The sequence below is a fragment of the Allofrancisella heilbronnii genome, assembly GCF_000710735.2.
Classification (GTDB): domain Bacteria; phylum Pseudomonadota; class Gammaproteobacteria; order Francisellales; family Francisellaceae; genus Francisella; species Francisella frigidaquae.
Map to the genome: position 1 here is coordinate 969386 of NZ_CP144673.1, position 23437 is coordinate 992822.

Consider the following 23437-nt stretch of genomic DNA (forward strand, 5'->3'; position numbering starts at 1 on the left):
AATACTAATGCTGATTCAATCTCAAGATGAACTTAACAAGGCCACTGCAAGGATATCCCAATATCCTCAAATAGCTGTAGATACTGAATTTTATTGGATGCGAACTTATTACCCCGAACTTTGCTTAATCCAGATAGCTACAGGAAATGACATTTTTTTAATAGATACCTTAGAAAATTTAGATTTTTCAGCTTTAAAAGCCATCTTTGAAAATAAGAATATACAAAAAATTATTCATTCAGCCACTAATGATGTCCCTATTATTAGAAATTTTTTGGAGTGTAATATCAACCATATTTTTGATACTCAGCTAGCAGCAGGTTTTTTGGGGTTGCAACCTCAGATCTCTTTGAAAAACCTTCTTAAAGAAATCTTAGATATAGAAATGGAAAAAGAATCTCAATTTTCTGATTGGCGAAAAAGGCCTCTCTCTGACAATCAAATAATTTACGCCATAAACGATGTTAAACACCTTATAACTCTAGCGCAACTCCTAGAAAAGAAACTCACTGATGTAGGTTACCATAAGCTGTTTTTAGAAGATTTATCTCAGATAGCCACTATGGAATTTAATTCTGGAGAAAATGTTCATAATAGAATAGGTAATATTCAAAAGTTTAATGAACAAACTCAAAGAAATATTATATTATTAGCTCAATGGCGTGAAAAGATTGCCCAAGAAAAAAACATTCCATTAAGATATATATTTGATAATAAGTTGCTCTATCTAATAGCTCATATATCTCCTACCTCTCTAAATGATTTTGAGCATATAGAATTAAAAAAGTTTAAACCTTGGATTAAAAAAGGCATAATTAGCACAATAAATTCAAATAAATGCATTCAGAATCTAATAACTGAGAAAAAATCTACGAGTAAATTATCAAACGAGTTAATCGAACAAATTGTAGATTTTTTTAACTCTCAGATTACAGATTTTAATTTTGACAGCAGTATTATTGCTTCAAAAAAAGACATTCGCTCGTTAGTTTACAACCTTAAATTAGACAGCCAAAATATTAATAATAAACTGCTTAATGGTTGGCGTTACAAAATAGTTGGTAAAAATTTAAAAGAGTATATACTTAACAACATTAAATAAAAATATATAAAAATTTTATAATTATGAAATATATAACACGTGAATCTAAAATTTTCCCTATAATCTTAGCACTTTTTGCTGCTTTACCTCCATTAGCTGTCAATACTTATGCTCCTGCTATTTCATTGATAGCTCAAGATTTCGGTGTCCCAGATAGCCAAGTACTAACAACTTTTGCTACTTATTTTGTCGGATTTTCATTTGGAATGCTTTTTTGGGGGGCTATCTCAGATAAATATGGCCGTAAAAAAATTATAATTATTGGTAGTGTTATTTACATTTTAAGCACACTACTATGTTCTCATAGTACCAGCTTTACAATGCTTGAAACATTGAGGTTTATACAAGGCTTATCCGACTCTGTTGGTGGTGTTATAGCTTTTTCTATAGCTAGAGACTGCTATAAAGGCACTAAACTTACAAATATGGTAGCTAGTATAGTTATTATTATGCTGATAGCTCCAATTGTAGCACCTATCATTGGAACTGTATTTACAAATCTTACAGGCACTTGGCAAAGTACTTTTTATTTTTTAACTTTCTATGGGGTAATTATATTAATAGCTGCTTTACTTATAGAGGAAACTCTTGAGCCCAAAAATAGGCAAATAAGTATTTTAAAAATTGCTCCTAGCTATTTTCAACATCTGACAAATCCTGGTTTTATGTTAGCAACTATAGCCGGTGGCTCTACTTTTGCGGCTTTATTAATTTATATATCTTCATCTGCAATTATATACTTAGAACAATATTCAACTGGTTCAATTTTATATTGTATATATTATGGAATATGTGCTATAGCTTCGATACTTGCTAACCTTTTGATAAAAAAACACTCTCACAAAATCAAAGATATTAAATATACTTATTATAGTATTGCTGTATTAGCGGTTAGTTGCACAGCTCTAGCGATATTTAATTACCTAAATATAGATAATGCTTTTATTTATACTATAGTAATGTTTATACTATGCGCTACAGTAGCTTTTATTTGCACTATACTTTACTCTTTTTCTATAAACCAAGTGGATCATAATTTTGGTACGGCTAACTCAATATCAAACTTTATTAAAAATATGATAGCAGCATCAGGTAGTTTTATAGTCAGCTATTACCATGGTAGAGATTTAATATTAGCCTCTCCTATTGTACAATTAGGTTTTATTGGTATTACTATTTTAATATTGTTTATTATTTATAAAATGAATATAGATTCAAAAATCAATGATTGAGGAATTTTTACTGCAACCTAGAAATATCCGCCACGCTAGTAAATAGTAGACGTAGCTTACTTAATAAAGCTACTCTATTAACTCTGATTTGTAAATTTTCATCCATCACCATTACATTATCAAAAAACTTACTAATTGTTTCATCCAGAGTTGCTAATAATTCTAATGCTTGTGAGTACTCTCTTTTAGATACTAACTCTTTTATTTTACTAGCCACTTTATCTATCTGGTTAGCTAGGTTTAGCTCATAATCATTATCTACAGTTTTAGCTAACTCAACATCGTAACTTGAAGTAACATCTTGTGAGTTTTTACTTAGTAAATTAGCAACACGTTTATTTGAAGCAATCAAGCTTTGTGATTTTTCAGAATCTCCAAACTCTATAACCGCTTTGACACGTCTATCAAAGTCTTTTATAGATTGATAACCAGTACTACTAATTGACTCAAATATATCTATCGATACACCCTCTTCTTTATAAAGGTTTTTTAACCTGTCTAAACAAAAGGACATTACTTCTTTAGTATTAGAATTTAAATACAAATCATTCACTTCTTTATAGCTATCTAAAGCAATATCTATAACTTTATCTAGAGATATATCTAAATTTGTATCTCGCAAAATACGCAATATACCTATTGCGGATCTGCGTAGTGCAAAAGGATCTTTATTACCAGTTGGTTTTTGTCCAATACCGAAGATACCTACTAAAGTATCTAACTTCTCTGCTAAAGCTACACAGCTTGCCACCGCAGTTGTTGGCAACTCTGCCCCGGAATACTTTGGCCAGTATTGTTGCTCTATAGCATTAGCTATAATATCAGGTTCACCATGCGCTTTAGCATAGTATTTACCAATAATACCCTGCAAATCAGTAAACTCAAAAACCATATCAGATATTAAATCTGCTTTAGCAAGCAAACCAGCTCTATATGCCGCTTGTATATCTATATCATTAAGCTTAGCTAGCTCTTTGGAAGTTTTAGCTATTCTTTGCGCTTTTTGATACATATTACCAAGCTTATTGTGAAAGGTAACATTCTCTAACCTTGGTAGTAAACTATCTAAAGAATTTTTAAGGTCTGTATCATAAAAAAATGCTGCATCTGCAAGTCTAGCATTCATAACCTTTTGATTACCAGTTGTTACAAGTTCTGGTTTAGTGCTTCTAATGTTTGAAATTGTAATAAAGTTAGCAATTAATTTATTTTGATTATCTAAAAGTGCAAAGCATTTTTGGTGTTCTTGCATCGATGAAATTAATGCTTCTTGTGGCACCCTTAAAAAGTCTTTATTAAAACCACATAGCATAGCATTTGGATATTCTACTATAGCACAGACTTCATCAACAAGATCACTATCAAGGACAACTTTATAGCCATGCTGTTTTGCTAGATTTTGAGCTTGTTCTATAATCTTTTGTCTACGCTGATCCCACTCTACTATAACCATAGCATCCTCTAAAGCATCTACATAACTAGCTATTGATGTTATTATGATAGCAGCTGGATTATGGAATCTATGACCATATGTAATATTGGCGGCTTTATGACCTAAAATCTCTATATCTACGATATTATCACCGTACAAAGCTAAAACCCAATGTACAGGTCTTACAAACTCAACCTCAGAAGCACCCCAACGCATCATTTTTGGAATTGGTAACTGCTTTAGAGCTTTTGTTATAATTTCTTGAAGTAAAACTACCGTTTTTTGTCCTTTTTGGATGCTTTTATAAAAAAGCTTTTCACCTTTTGGAGTATCTATTTTTTGTAATTGATCAAACTCAACTCCACAAGATTTTGCAAACCCTAAACCAACTGGTGTTGGCTGATTGTTTTTATATGCGATACTTACTAAAGGTCCTTGTTTTTCAACTGTTAGATCCTTTTGTGATTCTGCTAAATCATTTATTATAAATGCTAAACGTCGCGGTGATGCAAACCATTTAGTTTGAGCAAATTCAATCTCTGCTTCTTTTAGCTGATCCTCAACACTTATTAGCAATGATTGAGCTAAATTTTTTAAAGCTTTTGGTGGTAGCTCTTCCGTACCCAATTCAAATAAAAAATTTTTTGTAACATTATTATTATTCATTATAAAACCTTTAATAAATTTCTATTCTACAACTAAACTTAGGTACCCTGAGCTTGCTGAAGTGCAATAAAACACATAAATCAAACCCCACCAAACCTAATTAGCTTAACTACAACGTTTAAATAACTTGATGTATTATATCTTAATCCAGATAAGATTTTAATAAAACTACTATGTTTATCGATACACATTGCCATTTGGATTTTACTGTTTTTGATAAAAACCGCCAAAACTTGATTTTTGAGTGTGGTAAACTTGGTGTTAAAAAATTTATAAATCCAGCAACTCAAAGCTCCAGTTGGGACAAACTACTAACTATAAATAAGCAATTTAATAATATTCATATATGTTTTGGTTTACACCCTATTTTTATAGAGTTGCATCAAGATTCTGACATTTTAAAATTAGAAGAATATACTCAAAATACTAAAACTAAACTTATAGGTGAAATTGGTTTAGACAAGCGTCTACAAAACTTTAATAAGCAGGTTAAGTTTTTTAAAAGCCAAATTAATGTTGCAAAAAATCTTAATAAAAAAGTTATTATTCACTCCGTTAGATCTCATAATGAAATTATCAAGGTTATAAAAGATACTAACTTTACCAATGGAGGTATAATTCATGCCTTTAATGCTAACACCAGTATAGCTAAAATATATACTGATCTTGGTTTTAAACTTGGCATAGGTGGTATTATTTCGCACCCACATTCAAAGCTAAAACAAACCTTAAAAAATATAGACCCCAAAAATATTGTTTTAGAAACTGACTCTCCAGATATGCAACTTTATACAGAGCAGCAAAGTACTAATACGCCCCAAAACATACCTAAAATTTTTGAGCTTGTAAGCAATATTTATAAATTAAATCCTGATATACTAAAACAACAAATTTATAATACTAGCTTAGAGTTTATCTAAAAATGTATATATCTAATTTACAACTTCAAAACTTTAGAAATATACAATCTAAAAGTTTTGATTTTAACTCTAGTATCAACTTTATTATTGGTGAAAATGGCTCTGGAAAAACTTCTATACTTGAGGCTATATATTTTTTATCTCATAGTAGATCGTTTCGTAGCTCTCAGCTTAACAAAATAGTCAACCATGATGCTGATGAATTTATCATATTTGCTAAAGCCTATAACCCTAACGAAATAACTATAGCTTTATCACGTAAGAAAAATGGCAATAGTGTTTCTAAGCTTAATTTGGAAATACAAAAAAACCATACTGAAATTACTAGAAATCTACCTATACAATTAATCAATCCTGAAGCTTTTAATCTGATCAATTCTGGAGCCCAACAAAGGTGCAAAATCCTTGATTGGGGGGCTTTTTACCTTGATAAAACTTTTTTAAAAATATGGCAGCAAACTAAATTTCTTATTAAACAAAGAAACTCTGCTCTAAAACAAAACTACCCTCATACTTACATAGTAGGTATAGATAAAAAACTTAATGAATTCGGCAATATCCTTGATTTAAAAAGGGAAAGTTACTTTACAAAACTAAAACCTAAAATCTACGAAATACTTACCAAATTTAACCCGGACCTGCAATTAAGTATAGAATATTATCGCGGTTGGAATAGTGATAAAAGTCTAATGGAAGTTTTAACAGAATCTTTTGATTATGACAATAAATATAAGATCACTAATCATGGTCCACATAAGGCTGATATTGTCTTGACTATAAATAACAAACCTATACAAGATATATTTTCAAGAGGACAACAAAAATTACTTATTTGCGCTATAAAATTAGCTCAAGGAGAAATCCATAACCTTGAAAATGAAAACAAATGTATCTATTTAATAGATGATATAACTTCTGAACTAGACAATAATCACACTCAAACATTGTTTGCCTATCTAAATAAACTAAATTCACAAGTTTTTATAACTACTACAGAAAAAAACAAAATTATAGACTTCATAGAGGAAAGTAGCCATGTTATAGATATCATTTTGAAATAAGCCTATAACGGCTATTTTAAAGAAGTTTTTATAAATATTATTGGAGCAGTCAAGCAAATACCTCAAATCACATACTTTCTTTAACGGTCTTTATTAGTAAGCGTAAAGCTTTTTCTGTCGCAGAAGTTGAAGTCCAAAAATTTCGAGTTTCCAGAATTACTGGGTTATTAGTTAATTGATTCAATTGCCATAATACGTCATGTATCGTTTCACTTTCAGTGACAAGTCTAGAAGCGTGAGCAAGAACACCTTGTTTTGCTTTGGTTTTGGTAATGCTAGATAAACGCTCCAATTCCTTAATAACATCTTTTATAATTAATCCTGCGTTAAATGCTGGTTCAAGATCACCACGATAGTGACTTTTCTTGTCATTACCATAAATGCCTTTTGTTTTTAGAATATCGTTATCCCAATAATAGACATATTTATATCTGATATCTTTACTGTTATATACTTTGCTGTCGTGTTTAGTGGCTTTTCTGCCTGCATTGCCTGGAAATTTATATCCTAAATCCCTTACAATATCACGGGTGTCAATGTCGTAAGGGTTATATACAAGGCAAGCGTGAGAACGGGCTAGAACCTTAGCATAAAAATTCTTGTTTTTAAGGTGTGTTATGAATTTCAAAGCAAATGACCCAGTTGAAGGTATTTTGTCGTTTATATTTAACACATCTAACAATGAGTCATGCTTATATTTACTATTAACAGCGGCATAACAACAGATTAATGATATCGTAAGATGGTTAACCTTACTCATTCCAACATCAAAGGGGATATGCTTTACCAAAAAATCACCTAAGTCTTTGTAAGAAATCGAAAGGCCGGTCAAATCTTGCGTTTTAGAAATTACGCTGGCTCCTGGCATACAATGACCAACTATGTAAATTCTAGAATTTGCTGTTATTTTCTTTAAACTATCAACATTACTAAAATCATTCCCGCCTTTCCAGTGTATAACGTCAAAATTAAGACAGTTTGGCTTATGTGAATAAGTCCATTTTTCAAGTAACAGCTTATAATCATCAGTATCATCTATTGAAATTACTACTTGCCTATCATACATATTGCGTCCCCTTGGTATGTTTCTTAGCTTGTATAGATAAAATTATACAATTTAAGCACGGTGGCTTATATATGATGTATTTGATAAAGCATGTAAATTTATGATAGTTTTACTAATAATAAAAACAGATATCTAGGTAATACTCTCACACATAGGATCATAAAAAATACATTTTATTAAACGGTCCAAGCAGTCATTAATTTAAGAGAAAACTCCCGCAAAGCTGTATTAGGTCTTATATATAATAAATCCATAACCAATAAGCAGGTTTTAACCTAACATCCTCTAAACTATCATATAAGATAAGCTTTTTGTTTCAAATATTCTAAATATTTTCATATATTTACCATTTATCCTCTTGCACACTAAAATCAACTTATCTTATAATAGATACATAAGTTTAGCTGTCTGGGTTATTCGTAATTTGGTTACAATCTTGAGCCGATAGTTTTACTAAAGGGAGTTTTGGTGTTTCGCCTAGAGAGCAAGCTTTGGTATCTTTTAGATATTAGCAAAGAAGCCCAACGGTGGAACTATGACACCCACTTGATACCACAGGGATCAAGCACATTGGACCAAAACGGTAACCTGGATAGCTAATTTATTTATGAATAAGTCACAAATACGAAAACAACTATTACAAATTCGTAATGACCTTCCAAATAAAGATCTATTATCTGAAGATATTGCTAATAAGGTTATTAATTACATAAACCAAAATTTTACAACTCCTAAAATTGCTAGTTTTCTCTCCTTAAAAAATGAGGTTAATACAAAAACTGTAAATAACTATTTCGAAGTTTACCTACCGATAATACATCCTTTCATTAAGCATGGACTATGGTTTGCAAAAGACACCAAATCATACTACAAAAATAAATATAAGATTAATGAGCCTATATACTCAATAACTAAAGTTATAGCACCTTGGGAACTTGATATAATAATAATCCCATTAGTAGGATTCAACAAACAAAAATACCGTATGGGTATGGGTGGCGGGTTCTATGACTATTCTTTAGATTTTAAAAAAAACTTTAATTACCCATTAAGTATAGGTATAGCCTTTGATGAACAACAAAATAATGATATCATCATAGATAGACATGACATACAACTTGATGTAATAATTACCCCAACAAGGATTCTGTAAATGGACATTTCGACTTTAGTAGATCAAATAAAGCAACGTATATTATCTAAACTTGATCCTAAAGCAAATATTAAACTAACAGATGAGACTTATAAGCATATTAAGCACAAAGGCTACACAAAAGAAAAGTATCATTTACTAATAGAAATAGAGTCCAATAAACTTAATTCTATAGCTAAATTATCCTCACATAAACAAGTATATATAGCAATTGGTGATTTAATGGCATATATCCATGCCTTATCTATTAAAATTAAACCGGAGCAAGTCGATGTTTGATTTTATAATACATTTTAACTCCTACATAAACTATTTTGTTGATACTCTAGGAGTGTGGTTTTACATTCTACTTTTTATAATTATATTCTGTGAGACTGGAATCGTTTTAGGAATATTTTTTCCAGGAGACTCTTTACTTTTCACAATTGGCTTAACAGCAGCTGCTACTAGTATTAATATACATGTAGCTGTTTTTACAATATGCATAGCTGCTATAATAGGTGACTCCTGTAACTATATTACAGGCAAATTTATAGGTGAAAAGATGTTCCGCCCACATGCACCTATACTTAAATCAGCATACTTAGAGAAAACTAAATTGTTTTTAGAAAAAAATGGAACTAAAGCGATTATATTTTCACGCTTTATTGCCTTTGTAAGAACATTAACACCTTTCGTAGCAGGGATTAGTAGGATGAATTATCCTAAGTTTGTTATTCTAGGCTCGCTTTCAGCTATTATCTGGTCTTTTTCTATTACTTACACTGTTTATTTTTTCAGTGAAAATAAGTTTATAAAAGAAAACTTAAGCTTAATAATTATTCTTGTGATAGTCGCAGTCATAGGACAAGTGATATTCAAGTACATCCTTAATAAAATAAAAACAAAAAGATCTTAACCTTTGATAATTATTTTTTTATAATCTTACATAAAATACTTGAAAATGCGGGATTTATATCAAAGTATTTTTGTATGAGTTTAGTGCTATGGATTACAGATAATAGCTAGCTATTATCAAAATTTAGAGTACTAAAATCATCAATAAAGACAAAAATAGAAAACTGTATTTTCAAGTATTTTATGTATAAATCTAAATCATTTGGAAAAATTTATTGATGGACACTATAACAGCACTATTGCATATTATCTTACACTTAGACCAATTTATAAGTACTTATATTAATATATTAGGCGACTGGACTTATCTACTACTCTTTATAGTCATATTTTGTGAAACAGGATTAGTAGTTACGCCATTTTTACCGGGCGATTCACTACTTTTTGCAATTGGCTTAACAGGTGCTGTCACTACACTAAATGTTCATCTAGTTGCCCCTATTTTAGTTTTAGCTGCTATTTGCGGAGACTCTTGTAACTACTTTTTGGGTAGATTTATTGGTAAAAGGATTTTTAAGGATGACGCTAGAATACTTAAAACAACTCACCTTATTAAAGCCCAAAATTTCTTTAATAAATATGGAGGTAGAGCAATAATTATTGCTAGATTTACACCACTAATTAGAACTTTACTACCTTTTACTGCTGGTATGAGTAGGATGAGTTACATCAAATTTGTAGTATTAGGCGCAGTAGGAGCTTTTATTTGGGTGTATTCCATCATCTATATAGCTTTCTGGTTTAGCAATAATGCTTTTGTAAGAAAATACTTTGGCGTATTTATAATTTTGATAGTCGTTGTCTCTTTAATACCACCAACCATATCTTTCATTAAAGCTTATAGAACTAAATTTTCAACAAATAACAGCTCGTCTCTTTAAACTTAAATAATCTAATAAAAGTTTCCTACTTTGAAGCTGCTTACCTACCAAAATATTGTCTAACTTTAATCTTGTAACTCTAGCTATAACCTTTAAATCTTGTTCTGTCCACTTATAGAGTGGTTCCCTTATCTTCATGAGACTTAATCCTTTAACCGAGTTAGCACCAGCTACCACAGCCTCTCTAAATCCAGCAAATAAAATATTGTAATTTTTAGCTGGCTCTATATTGTAACCGTCAAGGTCATGCTCAACATAAACACCTTGTCCTAAACTCTCTAAAAGTTCCAATTCAAAAAATCTCAATAAATACTTATAATTATCCTCACTCATATTACTCATAACAAAATCATATTTTTTAAAAAGTGTATCATCCTCATCAGAGTAGCTTAAAAGTAAAAAAATAAGTTCATTTATATACTGTAAAGCTAAAAGATTAATGTATGATTTTTTATAAAAAGACTCTATAAACTCTATGTTATAAATCTTATTTAATCCAGAGTCTCGCCTAGCTAGGCTTATCTGTCCACAAAGTTTAACTAATGGTTGATACAAATTTTGCTGTTTTTTATTAGTTCTTATGACCCCAGAAATTTTACCAAATTCACTTGTAAATATGGAAACTAGTAAAGAACTTTCCTTATATTTACGCTGATGCAAGATATAAAAATCATAGAGCTTATCTTTCATTTAATTTCTCTATTAATTCTATAAGCTGAACAGCATTTCTATATTTTATTTCAGGTAACCCAAATATATCTATTAAATCTTCTAGTGATACTTTTACACTTTCATTAGCCTGCAATTTTAGCTGTAACCATTTTGCCATAGCTGTTATGTAAGCATCACCAAAAACTTTAAAAGAAGTTTTTTCTTTACTTACGTAAATTTCTACTGTTAAAAAGTTATCACTAACATTATATTTTACTTGAGTAGGTAAAATCTCAGCATCATCTACTGATATCTTTGATAACATTTCTTTTACTAGACTATTGTACACTTATCTTAACCCTTGTATTTATATCAGTATCACCCAAAAGGTGACGCTACTCTTAAAGTATTCACCTTTTCTTTAATGAGCTCTGCTGCTTTGGCAACTTCTTTTTCAGTTGTTGGTAACCCAAAAGAGACACGAATTGTACTATCAGCATCATCTGCACTTAAACCTATTGTCCTTAAGACATGAGATGGTTCTATTGCTTGAGAGTTACAAGCTGATCCCGTTGATAAACAAACCCCATCAAGCATAGCTAGTAAAGTTTCTGCTTTTACACCTTTAATGGTTACATTTAAAATACCTGGATAACTATGTTGTAAATCTGTATTGAGCTTTATGTTCTGGATTTTATTAAGTTGCTCTAAAAATATATCGCGTAACTTATTAATACGCTTATAATTTTCATCTTTATTACTGAATATATCTTTGCAAGCTTCAGCTAACGCAAAAATCTGATAATTAGGTAATGTTCCAGCTCGCATTCCAAATTCCTGTGTGCCTCCATGAATTTGTTTCACTAACTTAACCCTAGGAGCCTTTGATCTGACATATAGAAAACCTATTCCTTTAGGCGCATATATCTTATGTCCAGATACTGATAACAAGTCAATATTCATAGCTTTAATATCTAAGTTTACCTTACCATAGCCTTGAGCTGCATCAACGTGAAAAAACACTTTACTACGTTTGGTAATCTCACCTATTTTAGTTAAGTCATTCATAGTGCCTAGCTCATTATTTACAGCCATTAAACTCACTAATATAGTTCGTTTAGTAATAGCTTTTTGAAGATCTAAAATACTCACTTTACCTTTACTATTCACATCTAGATAGGTCACATCATACCCTTTTGTTTCTAGATACCTACAAACATCCAAAACAGCTTTATGTTCAACTTTAGATGTAATTATATGCTTCCCTTTATCACTATAAGCTTCAGCGATACCTTTTATAGCTAAATTATTAGATTCAGTAGCTCCTGATGTAAATATTATTTCTCTACTTAAAACCCCTAAAGTTTTAGCGATATCTTCTCTTGCTGTTTCAATTTGATCTTTTATTTTTTCAGCTTCTTCATAAGTAGATGACCCTGAGTTAAAAAAATAATTATTATCATTATTTATATAGTTTATGAGTTTATTTTTAACCGTTTCACTTAGTGGTGTAGTAGCAGCATAATCCAGATAGATAAAGCTCATTTAACCCCGATATTTCTTTCAATTAATAGCTAATATTGTTATTATATCAAATAATTGCGTACATAGTACTTTAACAAAATCACTAACACGTCTAAGCTCTAAATCAGAGATGGTAAATCTGATTAATTTCACAAGTTTGGAATCTGCTTAGTTCATAAAAATAGTGATTAAATTAAGAAGACCATAGAGGTCAACAAAAAAACAAGCTGGTTCGTTAAAAAGTCAGCTATGAATATTACTTAAGGAATTTAAAAAAATGAAGAAAATACTAATTAACAGTAAAAATAGCGAAGAAATTAGAATTGCTACTTTAGATAACGGCAAACTAATTGATCTAGACATTGAAAACGTTGATAGAGAACAAAAAAAAGCTAATATCTACAAAGGTTATATTTCAAGAATAGAACCAAGTTTGAATGCTATTTTTGTAAATTATGGTGAAGAAAAAAATGGTTTTTTACCATTCAAAGAGGTATCTGAATACTATTTAAAAGATACTCCTACAGGTGAAAATATTGCTCATCTTTTATCTGAGGGTCAAGAACTAATAGTACAAATAGACAAAGAAGAACGTGGTGATAAAGGAGCTGCTTTGACTACTTTTATTACACTAGCTGGCTCATATATGGTGCTTTTACCAAATAACCCTGAAGGTGGTGGTATTTCACGTCGTGTTGAAGGTGAAGAAAGAGAAAGGTTAAAAAAATATCTCAAAGATTTAAATATCCCTAAAAACATGAGTGTAATTGCTAGAACGGCATGTGTGGAGTGTTCTTTTGAGGAGTTAAAATATGATTTTGATACACTAGTTGAATTATGGCAATCTATCACACAAGCTTACCATAAGATAAAAAAACCTGCTCTACTTCATAAAGAAAGCGACATTATCGTTAGAACTGTTAGAGATCATTTAAAAGAAGATGTAAAAGAGATCATAATAGATAGTAAAGAATGCTTTGATGATGTCAAAAGGCAACTTAGCTTACTAAGACAAAGCTTTGACACCAACAAGGTTAAATTATACAATGAAGAGCTACCTTTATTTACTCAACATGGTATTGATCAGCAAATAGAAAATGCTTACAAAAGAGAAATACGTCTACCTTCAGGTGGCTCTATAGTAATAGATACAACTGAAGCTTTAGTGGCTATAGATGTAAATTCTTCCAGATCTAATAAAGCTGAAGATGTTGAAACTACAGCCTTTAAAACAAACTTAGAAGCTGCTGAGGAAGTTGCTAGACAACTTAGAATCAGGGATCTTGGTGGACTTGTAATTGTCGATTTTATTGACATGTCTTTTTATCAAAATAGAAAACAAGTTGAAGAAAAGCTTATGGAAGCTTTACAGCAAGATAGAGCTCGTATTCAAATGTCTCGTATTTCTAAGCTTGGACTTATTGAAATATCAAGACAACGTCTAAGCTCGTCTATAAATGAAAGTGTTATGCAAAAGTGTCCACGTTGTGAAGGTCATGGTTTTATTAAGACCACTCAAGCTACGGCTCTTACAATATTACGTAAAATTAGAGCTGAAGCCATGAAGGATGATACTAATGAAATCCGCGTACAAGTTCCTGTAGATATAGCTGCATATATACTAAATGAAAAAAGAGAAAATATAGTTGATATCGAAAGAATATCTAATGTTAAAGTCATGATTATTCCTAACTTTAATATGGAATCTCCTAAGTTCCAAATGCAAAGAATTTGGGGTGCAAGCTACAAATCAAATCGTACAAGCCCAGAACTTATAGAAGACGTATATAACCTTGAAGTACCAAAAGCTGGTAAGAAAAAAGTTGCAGCTGTTGATTTAACTAAAGCTGTTGAAACCAAAGTTTTTGAAAAAAAAGAACAAAAACAAGAAGATCAAAGCTATCAGCCCAAAGAATCTAATACTAATACTAATACTAATACTAATACTAATAATATTAAGAAAAAAAGCTTATTTGCTAAATTAGCAAATGTCATCTTTGGTACTAAAGATAGTGCAAAAACTTCTGAAACTGAGCTGAATAAGAAAAAAGACGATAAAAATCACCAGCAAAGAAATAACCAACCTAATAAAAATAAAGAAGATAAAGCTGTCGAGAAAATTGAGCTCAACAAACCTCTAAGTAATACAACTAGAGATAACAATAGTAACGGTAGTAATAAAAAAAACCGTCATGAGCGTGATAATCAACATCACAAAAAAAATAGTTACAACAATGAGCGTAATGATCGTAGTAATAAAACTAAGAAAAATGATGATACTGATAAACGCCCACCCAACAAAAATAATAGCAGGTCTAGCAACATAAACATTAACGACGCTGAAGAAGTGGTTAATATAACACAATTAAAGTATGAAGCTCAATCTATTGACAATAAAATAGACCTTGTTAAAAAAGTTATCTCAAAGAACCCAGATGAGTTTGTCTCTGTTATGGTTAAAGATATTTTAGATAACTATAATAGTTTAAAGTGTGATGGCGCTAAGAAAGTAAAAACAGAAGAAAAGGTTGAAACTCAAAAATACCTAAAATTTGACACTGTTTCTGTTGATGCAGAATTAGCTAATGTTGCTAAAGATGTAAATGAAAAAGAAACTCAAATCAGTATTGAACTTGAAACAAGTTCTAAAGAGCAAACTTTTATTGAAACTACTGAAAGACCTAAAGATACAAAGAAAACAGAAGTTAAAAAAACTACTCTAGCAACCAGTGAAGAAAAAGTAGATACAAACTTAGAAGAAAAAGGCTTTAATAAAACTACAAAAGCAAAAGCAGATTCTTCTAAAAAAACTACAAAAGCCGCAAAGCCTGCTAAAGAAAAATCTGAAAATAAAAAAGTAAAGCAAGAACCAGCTGATGGATTTATAAATTATTCTGCTGCTGTGGACTTTGAGTCTCAAAAACTAATATAAGGTTTTAAGAATGTTACAATACCCACATATAGATCCTGTTGCTCTACAGTTAGGACCAATTAAAATTCATTGGTATGGGTTGATGTACCTAATTGGCATTCTTGCTGGCTGGTTTCTACTGAAATATAGAGCTAAAAGAAAGTCTTGGTCTCCAGTTAAACCTGAGCAAGTTGGAGATTTAACCTTCTATATAGCTCTTGGTGTAATTTTAGGTGGGAGAATTGGTTATATAGTTTTCTATAATCTCTTATTTTATATACATAACCCTCTAAACATGTTTTCTTTATGGGATGGTGGTATGTCATTTCATGGAGGTTTTATTGGCGTATTAATTGTTTTTGGTATATATGCAAAGAAATATAATGTCAATTTTTTTGACCTTGGTGAATTTGTTGCTCCAGTTATACCAATAGGTCTAGGTGCTGGCAGGATAGGTAATTTTATCAATGGTGAACTTTGGGGGAGAGTTACCGATTCTCCTATAGGCATGATTTTTCCAACTGGGGGTCCCCTCACAAGATACCCTTCTCAACTTTTTGAGTTTTTGTTAGAAGGTGTAGTTCTTTTTAGTATCCTTTGGATTGTAACTATAAAAAAACGCCCTAGATATTTGGTACTAGGTTTATTTATGTTTTTATATGGATCTGCTAGGTTTATTTGCGAATTTTTCAGACAACCAGACCCACAGTATGGTTACATTTTCTTTAATTGGGTAACTATGGGGCAAATATTATCTGCGCCTATGGTTTTATTAGGAGCAACAATCTTAATCGCTGTGTTTGTTAAAACTAAAGGTAAAAAACATGCTTGAATATTTAAATTTCCTTAGATATATCAAAGAAAATGGTACAGATAAAGGAGATAGAACTGGTACCGGTACAAAAAGTGTTTTTGGGTTTCAGATGCGTTTTGATTTACAAAAAGGTTTTCCTCTTGTAACTACTAAAAAGGTTCATCTACCAAGTGTTGTCCATGAGTTACTATGGTTTTTAAGTGGCGATACAAATGTTAAATACCTTAATGAAAACAAAGTCAGAATATGGAATGAATGGGCAACTGAAAATGGCGAGCTAGGACCAATATATGGTAAGCAATGGCGTGATTTTAATGGTCAAGGAGTTGACCAAATTGCTGAAGTTATAGAGCTTTTAAAAACTAATCCTAATTCGCGTAGAATATTAGTGTCAGCGTGGAACCCATGTGTGGTACCTACTGAAAAACTTTCTCCTCAAGAGAACGTAAAAATCGGTAATTCTGCCCTCCCACCATGTCATGCTATGTTTCAGTTTTATGTAGCTGATAATAAACTATCCTGTATGCTTACCCAGCGTAGTGCAGATGCGTTTTTAGGCGTACCTTTTAACATTGCTAGCTATTCACTACTTACACATATGGTAGCACAACAATGCGATTTAGATGTTGGTGAGTTTATATGGTCTGGTGGAGATTGTCATATCTATAATAATCATATAGATCAAGTTAACGAACAACTTAATCGTACACCTCTAGAGCTACCAATCCTAAAGATTTTGAGAAGACCAGACTCAATTTTTGATTATAAGTATGACGATTTTGAGTTTGTAAATTATAATTACCACCCTGCTATTAAAGCAAAAATATCCATATAAAGGAGCTTTTCCCAATGAGCCAACTTTCACTTAGTAAAAAGAAAATTCCTATATTATTGCTCGAAGGGATACATAGTAACGCTATAGAATCCTTTAAAACTGCTGGTTATGAGAACGTTGAACTTTTAAATACTGCTTTAGAAGGCCAACAGTTAATAGAAAAATTAAAAGACTTTAAAATAGTTGGCTTACGCTCACAAACTCAATTAACTAAAGAAGTTTTAGAAAATTCTAAGCATCTTACAGCTATAGGCTGTTTTTGTATCGGAACTAATCAAGTAGATTTAAAGGCTGCTCAACAGTTAGGTATACCTGTTTTTAATGCTCCTTTTTCAAATACACGAAGTGTTGCGGAATTAGTTTTAGCTGAAGCTATCTTACTAGTAAGAAATGTCGTAGACAAAAATGCTAAAGCTCACCGTGGTGAGTGGTTAAAATCAGCAGAAAATGCCAATGAAATTAGAGGCAAAACTTTAGGAATAATTGGCTATGGACATATCGGTATGCAACTTGGAATACTTGCTGAAAGTATAGGTCTAAATGTTATTTTTTATGATATTGAAGAAAAGCTTCCTCTAGGCAATGCTACCCAAGTTTCTAACTTAGAGAAACTACTGAAACAGTCTGATATCGTATCTTTACACGTGCCTCAATTATCTACTACTAAAAATATGATTTCGTATAATGAATTTAGCTTAATGAAAAATAATTCTGTAATTATAAATGCTTCACGTGGTAATGTTATAGATATTGATGCATTAGTTAAAGCTTTAGAAACTAAAAAGCTTAAAGGAGCTGCTATAGACGTTTTTCCTAAAGAGCCCTCTTCTAAAAATGAAGTTTTTGACAGCCCTTTAAGAAATTTTGATAATGTGTTTTTAACACCACACATTGGTGGAAGCACTATAGAAGCTCAAGAAAACATAGCAAACGAAGTTAGCGCCAAACTTATCAAATACTCTGATAATGGTTCTACTTTAAATGCTGTAAATTTCCCAGAATTATCTCTACCACTCCACACTAACAGCCATAGAATTTTGCATATACATCAGAATATCCCTGGTATAATGAATGAGCTAAATAAAATCTTAGCTGAGAAAAATATAAATGTTGAGGGACAATATCTTAGAACATTAGAAGGTATAGGCTATGTCGTTATGGATATTCGTTCAACGGATAATCAAGCAAAAGATCTTGTCGAAGAATTTAAAAAAGTAAAAGCAACTATACGTGCACGTTATTTGATATAGATGGCAGCTATCAACAAAGCCGAAATTGTAAAAGAAATAACTTCTTTAAATCCTTCTCACATCATTATAGGATATAGTGGTGGAGTTGACTCTAGTGTACTTTTAAATATATCTGCCGCAACTAACATACCTATAGTAGCAATCTATATTAACCATGGTATTCATCCACAAGCTGATAATTGGCAAAATCATTGTCAACAGACATGCAAGCACTACAAAGCTGAATTTATAGCTCATACTCTTGATAAAGCTCCTAAATCAGAAAGCTTTGAAGCATGGGCTAGTAAGCAAAGAATGATATTTTTTCAGAAGATAATGTCTAATAACTACCCTAACCCTATACTACTATTAGGGCATCACTTAGATGATCAAGCAGAAACTTTTTTATTACAAGCTATTAGAGGTGCTGGGCTTGCTGGGCTTTCGGCTATGCCGTGTTATAAAAAATTAAAAAATGGAGCACTTCTAAGACCACTACTTAACTACCCTAAAGCTGAAATAGAAAAATTTGCTATAAACAATAATATTACTCATATATATGATGACAGTAATCAAGATAATAAATATCGTCGTAACCTGATACGTAACCAAATCATCCCAGTATTAAAGGAGTTTAATCCAAGTATAAGTAAAACTCTTTCTCGCAGTGCAAGTATTTGTGCCCAGAGCAATAATATTTTAAACAAATTGCTTGCAGAAAAATTAACAGAAATATCAGATAATAAACATATCAACGTAGACTTACTAATAAAACTTGATAAAGATATTCAAACTAATTTATTGCATTTGTGGTTTAAAAAAAATACTTGTTTAAGTCTAAAATCCAAACAACTTGATACCATTATTTTGAGCCTTAATAGTAACCAAGTAACTACTGGTTGGCAACTTGATATAAATTACGATTACAAGCTAGTTGTAGAATATGGTTTACTAAAGATAAACCAGAAAGTTTTAACAGAACCTCCTACAGATAGACAGACCGTCATAAATTGGCTGGAACAATATTTTGATGGAAAAAAAGATTTCACCAAGGTAGTTATTAGAGATAGAAAAAGTTCAGATAAATGTAAATACATAGGAAGACATAAAACTAATAATTTAAAAGTCCTTTTTCAAGAGCTGAAAATACCTGCCGAAGGTAGACATAAAGCAAAAGTCATTTTACTCGACGATAAGATAATCGCAGTCTACCCTTTTTTTAGTTGTGGTTAGGGAAGCTAAATTTGGTTTTTAAAGTTTAATAAAAAGATGATACTCTCATTAAGTTGTGTCTGTAGCTATAGCTAGCTACGCTAAAAATAAATCAAATACAACTCAGTTTAGTTTCCAAAGTTCACAGTTATTTTATCATTTTTATTAAAAATTCTATCATAAATCAATACGTATTATCAAATATGTCTATATAAAACTATGCTTTGAGCTGATATTATTTACTCACCTTACGCAAAAGATTGTAAATTTTAAAAAGATATTTAGAATACTGATCATAGAAAAAAATTGTATTATCTAAGAGATGGACAAGGATTTACTAGACATATACACAGATTATCTTATAAGCCAAACTAAGTATGCTACGGCTACAAAATTATCAGATATATTAGATCAAGAAGTATCCCATGACAAAATAACAAGGTTTTTAAGTAAGTCAGATTTAACAAGCTTAGAATTTTGGAAGTATATAAAGCCTTTAGTTAGAAAACATAACAGCGAATACGATGTTCTTTGTTTGGATGATACAATTAGTGAAAAGCCAAGTACAGATGAAAATGATATAGTCTGTTGGCATCACTCTCATGCTAAAGGTGTTCATGTAAAGGGTATTAATATAGTCTCATGTATGCTTAGTACATCAAATTTATCTATTCCAATAGACTATGAAATAGTGAAAAAGGATGAGCGATATTATGATGAAAAAGATAAGCGGTATAAAAGAAGATCTAAAGTTACTAAAAACCAAATGTTTCAAAACATGATAAATCGAGCAGTTATTAATCATGTTAAGTTTAAATATATTTTGGCAGATAGCTGGTTTTGCTCTAAAGATAATATGAATTTCATACATCACACATTATCGAAGAAATTCATACTTGGTATGAAGTCAAATAGAGTTGTTGCCTTGAGTGATTATGCTAGAAAGAGTAAGGATTTTATTAAACTCTCTGAACTTGATATTGCTGATGGAGAATCTTTAAAGATATGGCTTAAAGATATGAATTTCCCTGTCCTTTTAACAAAAAAGATTTTCATAAACGAGAACGGTGCAAAAGGAATTTTATATCTTGTAACAAATGATTTAGAAATAGATTCTAATCAGTTATATCATGACTATCAAAAAAGATGGCAAATAGAGGTTTATCATAAATCAATTAAGCAAAATACTTCTTTATCAGCATCACCAACTAAAGTTGAGAAAACTCAAAGAAATCATATTTTTTGCTCATTAGTAGCTTTTTGTAAACTAGAAATGCTCAAGATAAAAACTTCACTAAACCACTTTGCCCTGAAATATAAGCTCTTGGTTAGATCTAACGCTATTGCTCTTAAGCAGTTATATGAAATTAGAAATTCATGACCAAATTGCGTAAGGTGAGTTATTTATATATAGAACTATAAACAATTTCGAAGAGGTAAAAATCATGGTGAAACTTGGAATTAGCTTAATGTCTAAAGGGTCTAGATATAATAAAATCTTAGAAAAAGATGGGGGACAAACACATTATTTTGGAGTTAATGCGAAGCTTTGGAATGAAGAAAAGAATAGCGAAATATTACTAAACCTAATACCACAAGCAACCAATAAGGATGAATTAATACACTTCTTGATTGAAGGACATGGTGCTAAAAATTCGTCTCACATTCAAAGTAATGATCATGATCCTAATCATAGATTTAACTTAAGCCTTACTTATGTTTCGCAGGCGTTTACAAAAATTTTTGAATCGGGGTTTAAACAAGTTGTGCTAGAACTAGTCTCATGTTCAGCAGCAGAAAATGGAAGCTCTAACGAAAGCATGTTTTATAATATCACCGAATCTATTAATATAAATGAAGGAGCAATTTTTTTAGCTGTTGCTGCTGATCAAACTTTACGTGGTGGAATAAAAGATGGTTACTATACAGAACGTCTATACCAGCGTTACTCACCAGATACAAATAAAGAACAAGGATTTCAAAATAGACTTAACGACCTCATAAGCATAAAAAATCCGAGCAATTTTGATACAAAAGAAATATCGAAGTTTTCTAAATATCTAAATCGGATCAATGATCAACTAGATGAAGAAATTCTATCTCTTGAAACTGGTATATTAGAAGAAGAAGCTAATAAAGCTAAAGCTGCTAAATTACAGTGGCTTCATGCTGCGAAAATGGTTAATTACACAAAGAAATCTAATAAACTTAACACATTGTACGATCAACAACTAGAAAACTTGAACAAAGCTACATCCAGGGTAGGCCATGCTGAGAATTACTATTATTGCGTAAAAAAATATGCTGAAATTAAAAACCTAACTATGAGCCGAATTCTAAATGGTAAGCTTAGTGAAATTACTAAGGATAAATATTACCAACCTACTAAGCATATTAGACAAATTATGGATGCTGCAAGAAAGTTATCCAAAACCTATGGTAGTTATGATTTAATGAAACAAGATTTTATATCTAAATTGTAATATGTAAAAGCTTAAACTTAACCTGACAAACATACCCTATTTTAGCGTCCAGTTTCTCAATTAAGTTCTCAAAGATTTTAAGATAGCATCTTTTGTTATTACCTTTAGCTGCTGTATTTCCTCTTTTGTAGAGTTTAAAGGTGGTAGCCAATATATAGTATTCCCTAATGGTCTAAGTAAAGCACCAAGTTTTATAGCTTCACGATAAACATCTAAGCCAAACCTATGTTTGCTCACATCTAAATCAGCGGCTATTATTGCTCCAATATTTCTAATATTTTTTAAAATAGGTACCTCTTTCTGTATTTCTAAAAATGAATCTAGAAACCACTCTTCAAGGTTTGATACGTTTTCTAAAATTTTCTCCTGCTCAAAAATATCTAAAACTGCATTTGCGCACACAGCACCTAAGACATTACCACTATGGGTATGTGAATGTAAAAATGCTTTAGTTAAATCATCACTATAAAACAGTTGATAATATTCATTCTTTGTTACAACCACGCTAAACGGAAAATTTCCCGAAGTTAAGCCTTTTGATAAACATAAAAAATCAGGTTGAACGTCTAAATATTCAAAGGCAAACATCTTACCAAGACGCCCTATTCCGGTCATAATTTCATCAAAAATTATAAAAATATCATTTTCTTTACACCATTTGCAAAGTCTGTTTAGGTAATCTTTACTATATATTAACATCCCTCCAGCACCTTGACATATTGGTTCTACTATTAAAGCATTTATATTATCTTTATGCTGCTCTAGATATTTTTTTGATTCTAGCCAGTAAAGCTCTGCATTATCCCATAATGGATCATTTTTTCCTGTTACATAAGGGATACCCTTTAAAATAAAGCTTTCAAATAATAATGCTTTATAAGGTTCTGAATATAAACTACAATCACTAACACTCATTGTAGCTAATGTTTCACCGTGGTATGAATTTTCTAAACATAAGAACTTAGTTTTATTACTTTGGTTATTAAATTTTCTAACATGCGTGGTCATTTTTAAGGCTATCTCAACTGCACAAGAACCATCGCTAGCATACAGGGTTTTATCCATGTTAGTTAGCTTACATATTTTTTGGCTAAAAGTGTTTATTTCATCATTTGTAGTATTTGCAAATATAGTATGCTCATACTTATCTAGCTGATCCTTTAACTTACTAATTATACTTGGATGTCTATGACCTAATGATTTACACCACCAACTAGAAGTAGCATCAAAAAGTTTTCTATTATCTTTTGTATAAATGTATCTTCCTTGTGTTTTTATGACTTCTAAAGGCGGGATTCTTTCAAAATCTTTCATTTGGGTGCATGGATGCCATATATTTGTACTATAAGTCATTTGTAAACCATTATT

The 23437-nt window shown here is 31.0% G+C and carries 20 protein-coding genes, 1 other RNA gene and 1 pseudogene; 16 read left to right on the plus strand and 6 right to left on the minus strand.

The window, feature by feature from the left end; genetic code table 11:
• Positions 1 to 7: 7 nt before the first annotated feature.
• Positions 8 to 1102, plus strand: coding sequence for a ribonuclease D (locus FRA_RS04475; RefSeq protein WP_035719302.1), 1095 nt, complete (start codon positions 8 to 10; stop codon positions 1100 to 1102).
• A gap of 23 nt (positions 1103 to 1125) precedes the next feature.
• On the plus strand, positions 1126 to 2334 hold the full coding sequence (locus tag FRA_RS04480; RefSeq protein ID WP_035719305.1) for a multidrug effflux MFS transporter: 1209 nt from the start codon (positions 1126 to 1128) through the stop codon (positions 2332 to 2334).
• A gap of 7 nt (positions 2335 to 2341) precedes the next feature.
• Here the strand turns inward: FRA_RS04480 and glyS are convergent, their stop codons facing one another.
• On the minus strand, positions 2342 to 4432 hold the full coding sequence (gene glyS, locus FRA_RS04485; RefSeq protein WP_035719307.1) for a glycine--tRNA ligase subunit beta: 2091 nt from the start codon (positions 4430 to 4432) through the stop codon (positions 2342 to 2344).
• A gap of 173 nt (positions 4433 to 4605) precedes the next feature.
• Between glyS and FRA_RS04490 the strand changes: the two genes are divergently transcribed.
• Complete coding sequence (locus FRA_RS04490) at positions 4606 to 5352, plus strand: TatD family hydrolase (RefSeq protein WP_035719309.1); 747 nt, start codon at positions 4606 to 4608, stop codon at positions 5350 to 5352.
• Between the two features lie 2 nt (positions 5353 to 5354).
• Positions 5355 to 6413 (plus strand): DNA replication/repair protein RecF, encoded by a 1059-nt coding sequence (gene recF / locus FRA_RS04495; protein ID WP_035719314.1) that lies wholly within the window; start codon positions 5355 to 5357, stop codon positions 6411 to 6413.
• Positions 6414 to 6480: 67 nt separating this feature from the next.
• Here recF and FRA_RS04500 read toward each other — a convergent pair whose 3' ends face one another.
• The gene (locus FRA_RS04500) at positions 6481 to 7479 is read right to left on the minus strand and encodes a hypothetical protein (RefSeq protein ID WP_035719316.1); all 999 of its coding nucleotides are present in this window, start codon (positions 7477 to 7479) and stop codon (positions 6481 to 6483) included.
• A gap of 402 nt (positions 7480 to 7881) precedes the next feature.
• Between FRA_RS04500 and ssrS the strand changes: the two genes are divergently transcribed.
• The 5 genes from ssrS (at position 7882) to FRA_RS04525 (ending at position 10410) form a co-directional block, all read left to right on the plus strand.
• A non-coding RNA gene (gene ssrS / locus FRA_RS04505) (6S RNA) lies at positions 7882 to 8078 on the plus strand.
• Between the two features lie 8 nt (positions 8079 to 8086).
• A complete protein-coding gene (locus FRA_RS04510) occupies positions 8087 to 8632 on the plus strand; it encodes a 5-formyltetrahydrofolate cyclo-ligase (RefSeq protein WP_035719318.1) in 546 nt (181 codons plus the stop codon).
• Positions 8633 to 8911, plus strand: a complete 279-nt coding sequence (locus tag FRA_RS04515; RefSeq protein WP_035719321.1) for a BolA family protein — start codon at positions 8633 to 8635, stop codon at positions 8909 to 8911. It begins immediately after the preceding gene.
• Complete coding sequence (locus tag FRA_RS04520; RefSeq protein WP_035719323.1) at positions 8904 to 9530, plus strand: VTT domain-containing protein; 627 nt, start codon at positions 8904 to 8906, stop codon at positions 9528 to 9530. Before FRA_RS04515 ends, FRA_RS04520 begins: the two co-directional genes overlap by 8 nt.
• Positions 9531 to 9747: 217 nt before the next feature.
• Positions 9748 to 10410, plus strand: coding sequence for a VTT domain-containing protein (locus tag FRA_RS04525; RefSeq protein WP_035719325.1), 663 nt, complete (start codon positions 9748 to 9750; stop codon positions 10408 to 10410).
• Here the strand turns inward: FRA_RS04525 and recO are convergent.
• Genes recO through FRA_RS04540 form a run of 3 tightly spaced genes read right to left on the minus strand, consistent with a single transcriptional unit; the run spans position 10384 to position 12606 of the window.
• Positions 10384 to 11100 carry a DNA repair protein RecO gene (recO, locus tag FRA_RS04530; RefSeq protein ID WP_035719328.1) on the minus strand — a complete coding sequence of 239 codons (717 nt, stop codon included), beginning with the start codon at positions 11098 to 11100 and terminating at the stop codon, positions 10384 to 10386. The two genes, FRA_RS04525 and recO, sit on opposite strands and share 27 nt — an antisense overlap.
• Positions 11090 to 11410, minus strand: coding sequence for a hypothetical protein (locus tag FRA_RS04535; RefSeq protein ID WP_035719330.1), 321 nt, complete (start codon positions 11408 to 11410; stop codon positions 11090 to 11092). The genes recO and FRA_RS04535 overlap by 11 nt, the downstream gene beginning before the upstream one ends.
• A gap of 29 nt (positions 11411 to 11439) precedes the next feature.
• Positions 11440 to 12606 (minus strand): cysteine desulfurase family protein, encoded by a 1167-nt coding sequence (locus FRA_RS04540; protein ID WP_035719332.1) that lies wholly within the window; start codon positions 12604 to 12606, stop codon positions 11440 to 11442.
• A gap of 256 nt (positions 12607 to 12862) precedes the next feature.
• Here FRA_RS04540 and FRA_RS04545 point away from each other — a divergent pair.
• From FRA_RS04545 to FRA_RS04575, 7 genes and pseudogenes are all read left to right on the plus strand, one after another.
• Positions 12863 to 15163: pseudogene (locus tag FRA_RS04545) on the plus strand (Rne/Rng family ribonuclease); the annotation flags it as partial.
• A 364-nt stretch (positions 15164 to 15527) separates the two neighbouring features.
• Positions 15528 to 16328, plus strand: coding sequence for a prolipoprotein diacylglyceryl transferase (lgt, locus tag FRA_RS04550; protein ID WP_035719338.1), 801 nt, complete (start codon positions 15528 to 15530; stop codon positions 16326 to 16328).
• Positions 16321 to 17145 (plus strand): thymidylate synthase, encoded by an 825-nt coding sequence (locus tag FRA_RS04555; protein WP_035719340.1) that lies wholly within the window; start codon positions 16321 to 16323, stop codon positions 17143 to 17145. Before lgt ends, FRA_RS04555 begins: the two co-directional genes overlap by 8 nt.
• Before the next feature lie 14 nt (positions 17146 to 17159).
• The gene (serA, locus tag FRA_RS04560; RefSeq protein ID WP_035719342.1) at positions 17160 to 18395 is read left to right on the plus strand and encodes a phosphoglycerate dehydrogenase; all 1236 of its coding nucleotides are present in this window, start codon (positions 17160 to 17162) and stop codon (positions 18393 to 18395) included.
• A complete protein-coding gene (gene tilS / locus FRA_RS04565) occupies positions 18396 to 19607 on the plus strand; it encodes a tRNA lysidine(34) synthetase TilS (RefSeq protein WP_035719344.1) in 1212 nt (403 codons plus the stop codon).
• A 301-nt stretch (positions 19608 to 19908) separates the two neighbouring features.
• Positions 19909 to 20967, plus strand: a complete 1059-nt coding sequence (locus FRA_RS04570) for an IS701 family transposase (protein WP_035719347.1) — start codon at positions 19909 to 19911, stop codon at positions 20965 to 20967.
• A gap of 64 nt (positions 20968 to 21031) precedes the next feature.
• Complete coding sequence (locus FRA_RS04575; protein WP_035719349.1) at positions 21032 to 22069, plus strand: hypothetical protein; 1038 nt, start codon at positions 21032 to 21034, stop codon at positions 22067 to 22069.
• 60 nt (positions 22070 to 22129) lie between these two features.
• Here FRA_RS04575 and bioA read toward each other — a convergent pair whose 3' ends face one another.
• Positions 22130 to 23422, minus strand: a complete 1293-nt coding sequence (gene bioA, locus FRA_RS04580) for an adenosylmethionine--8-amino-7-oxononanoate transaminase (RefSeq protein ID WP_035719350.1) — start codon at positions 23420 to 23422, stop codon at positions 22130 to 22132.
• Between the last annotated feature and the right edge of the window lie 15 nt (positions 23423 to 23437).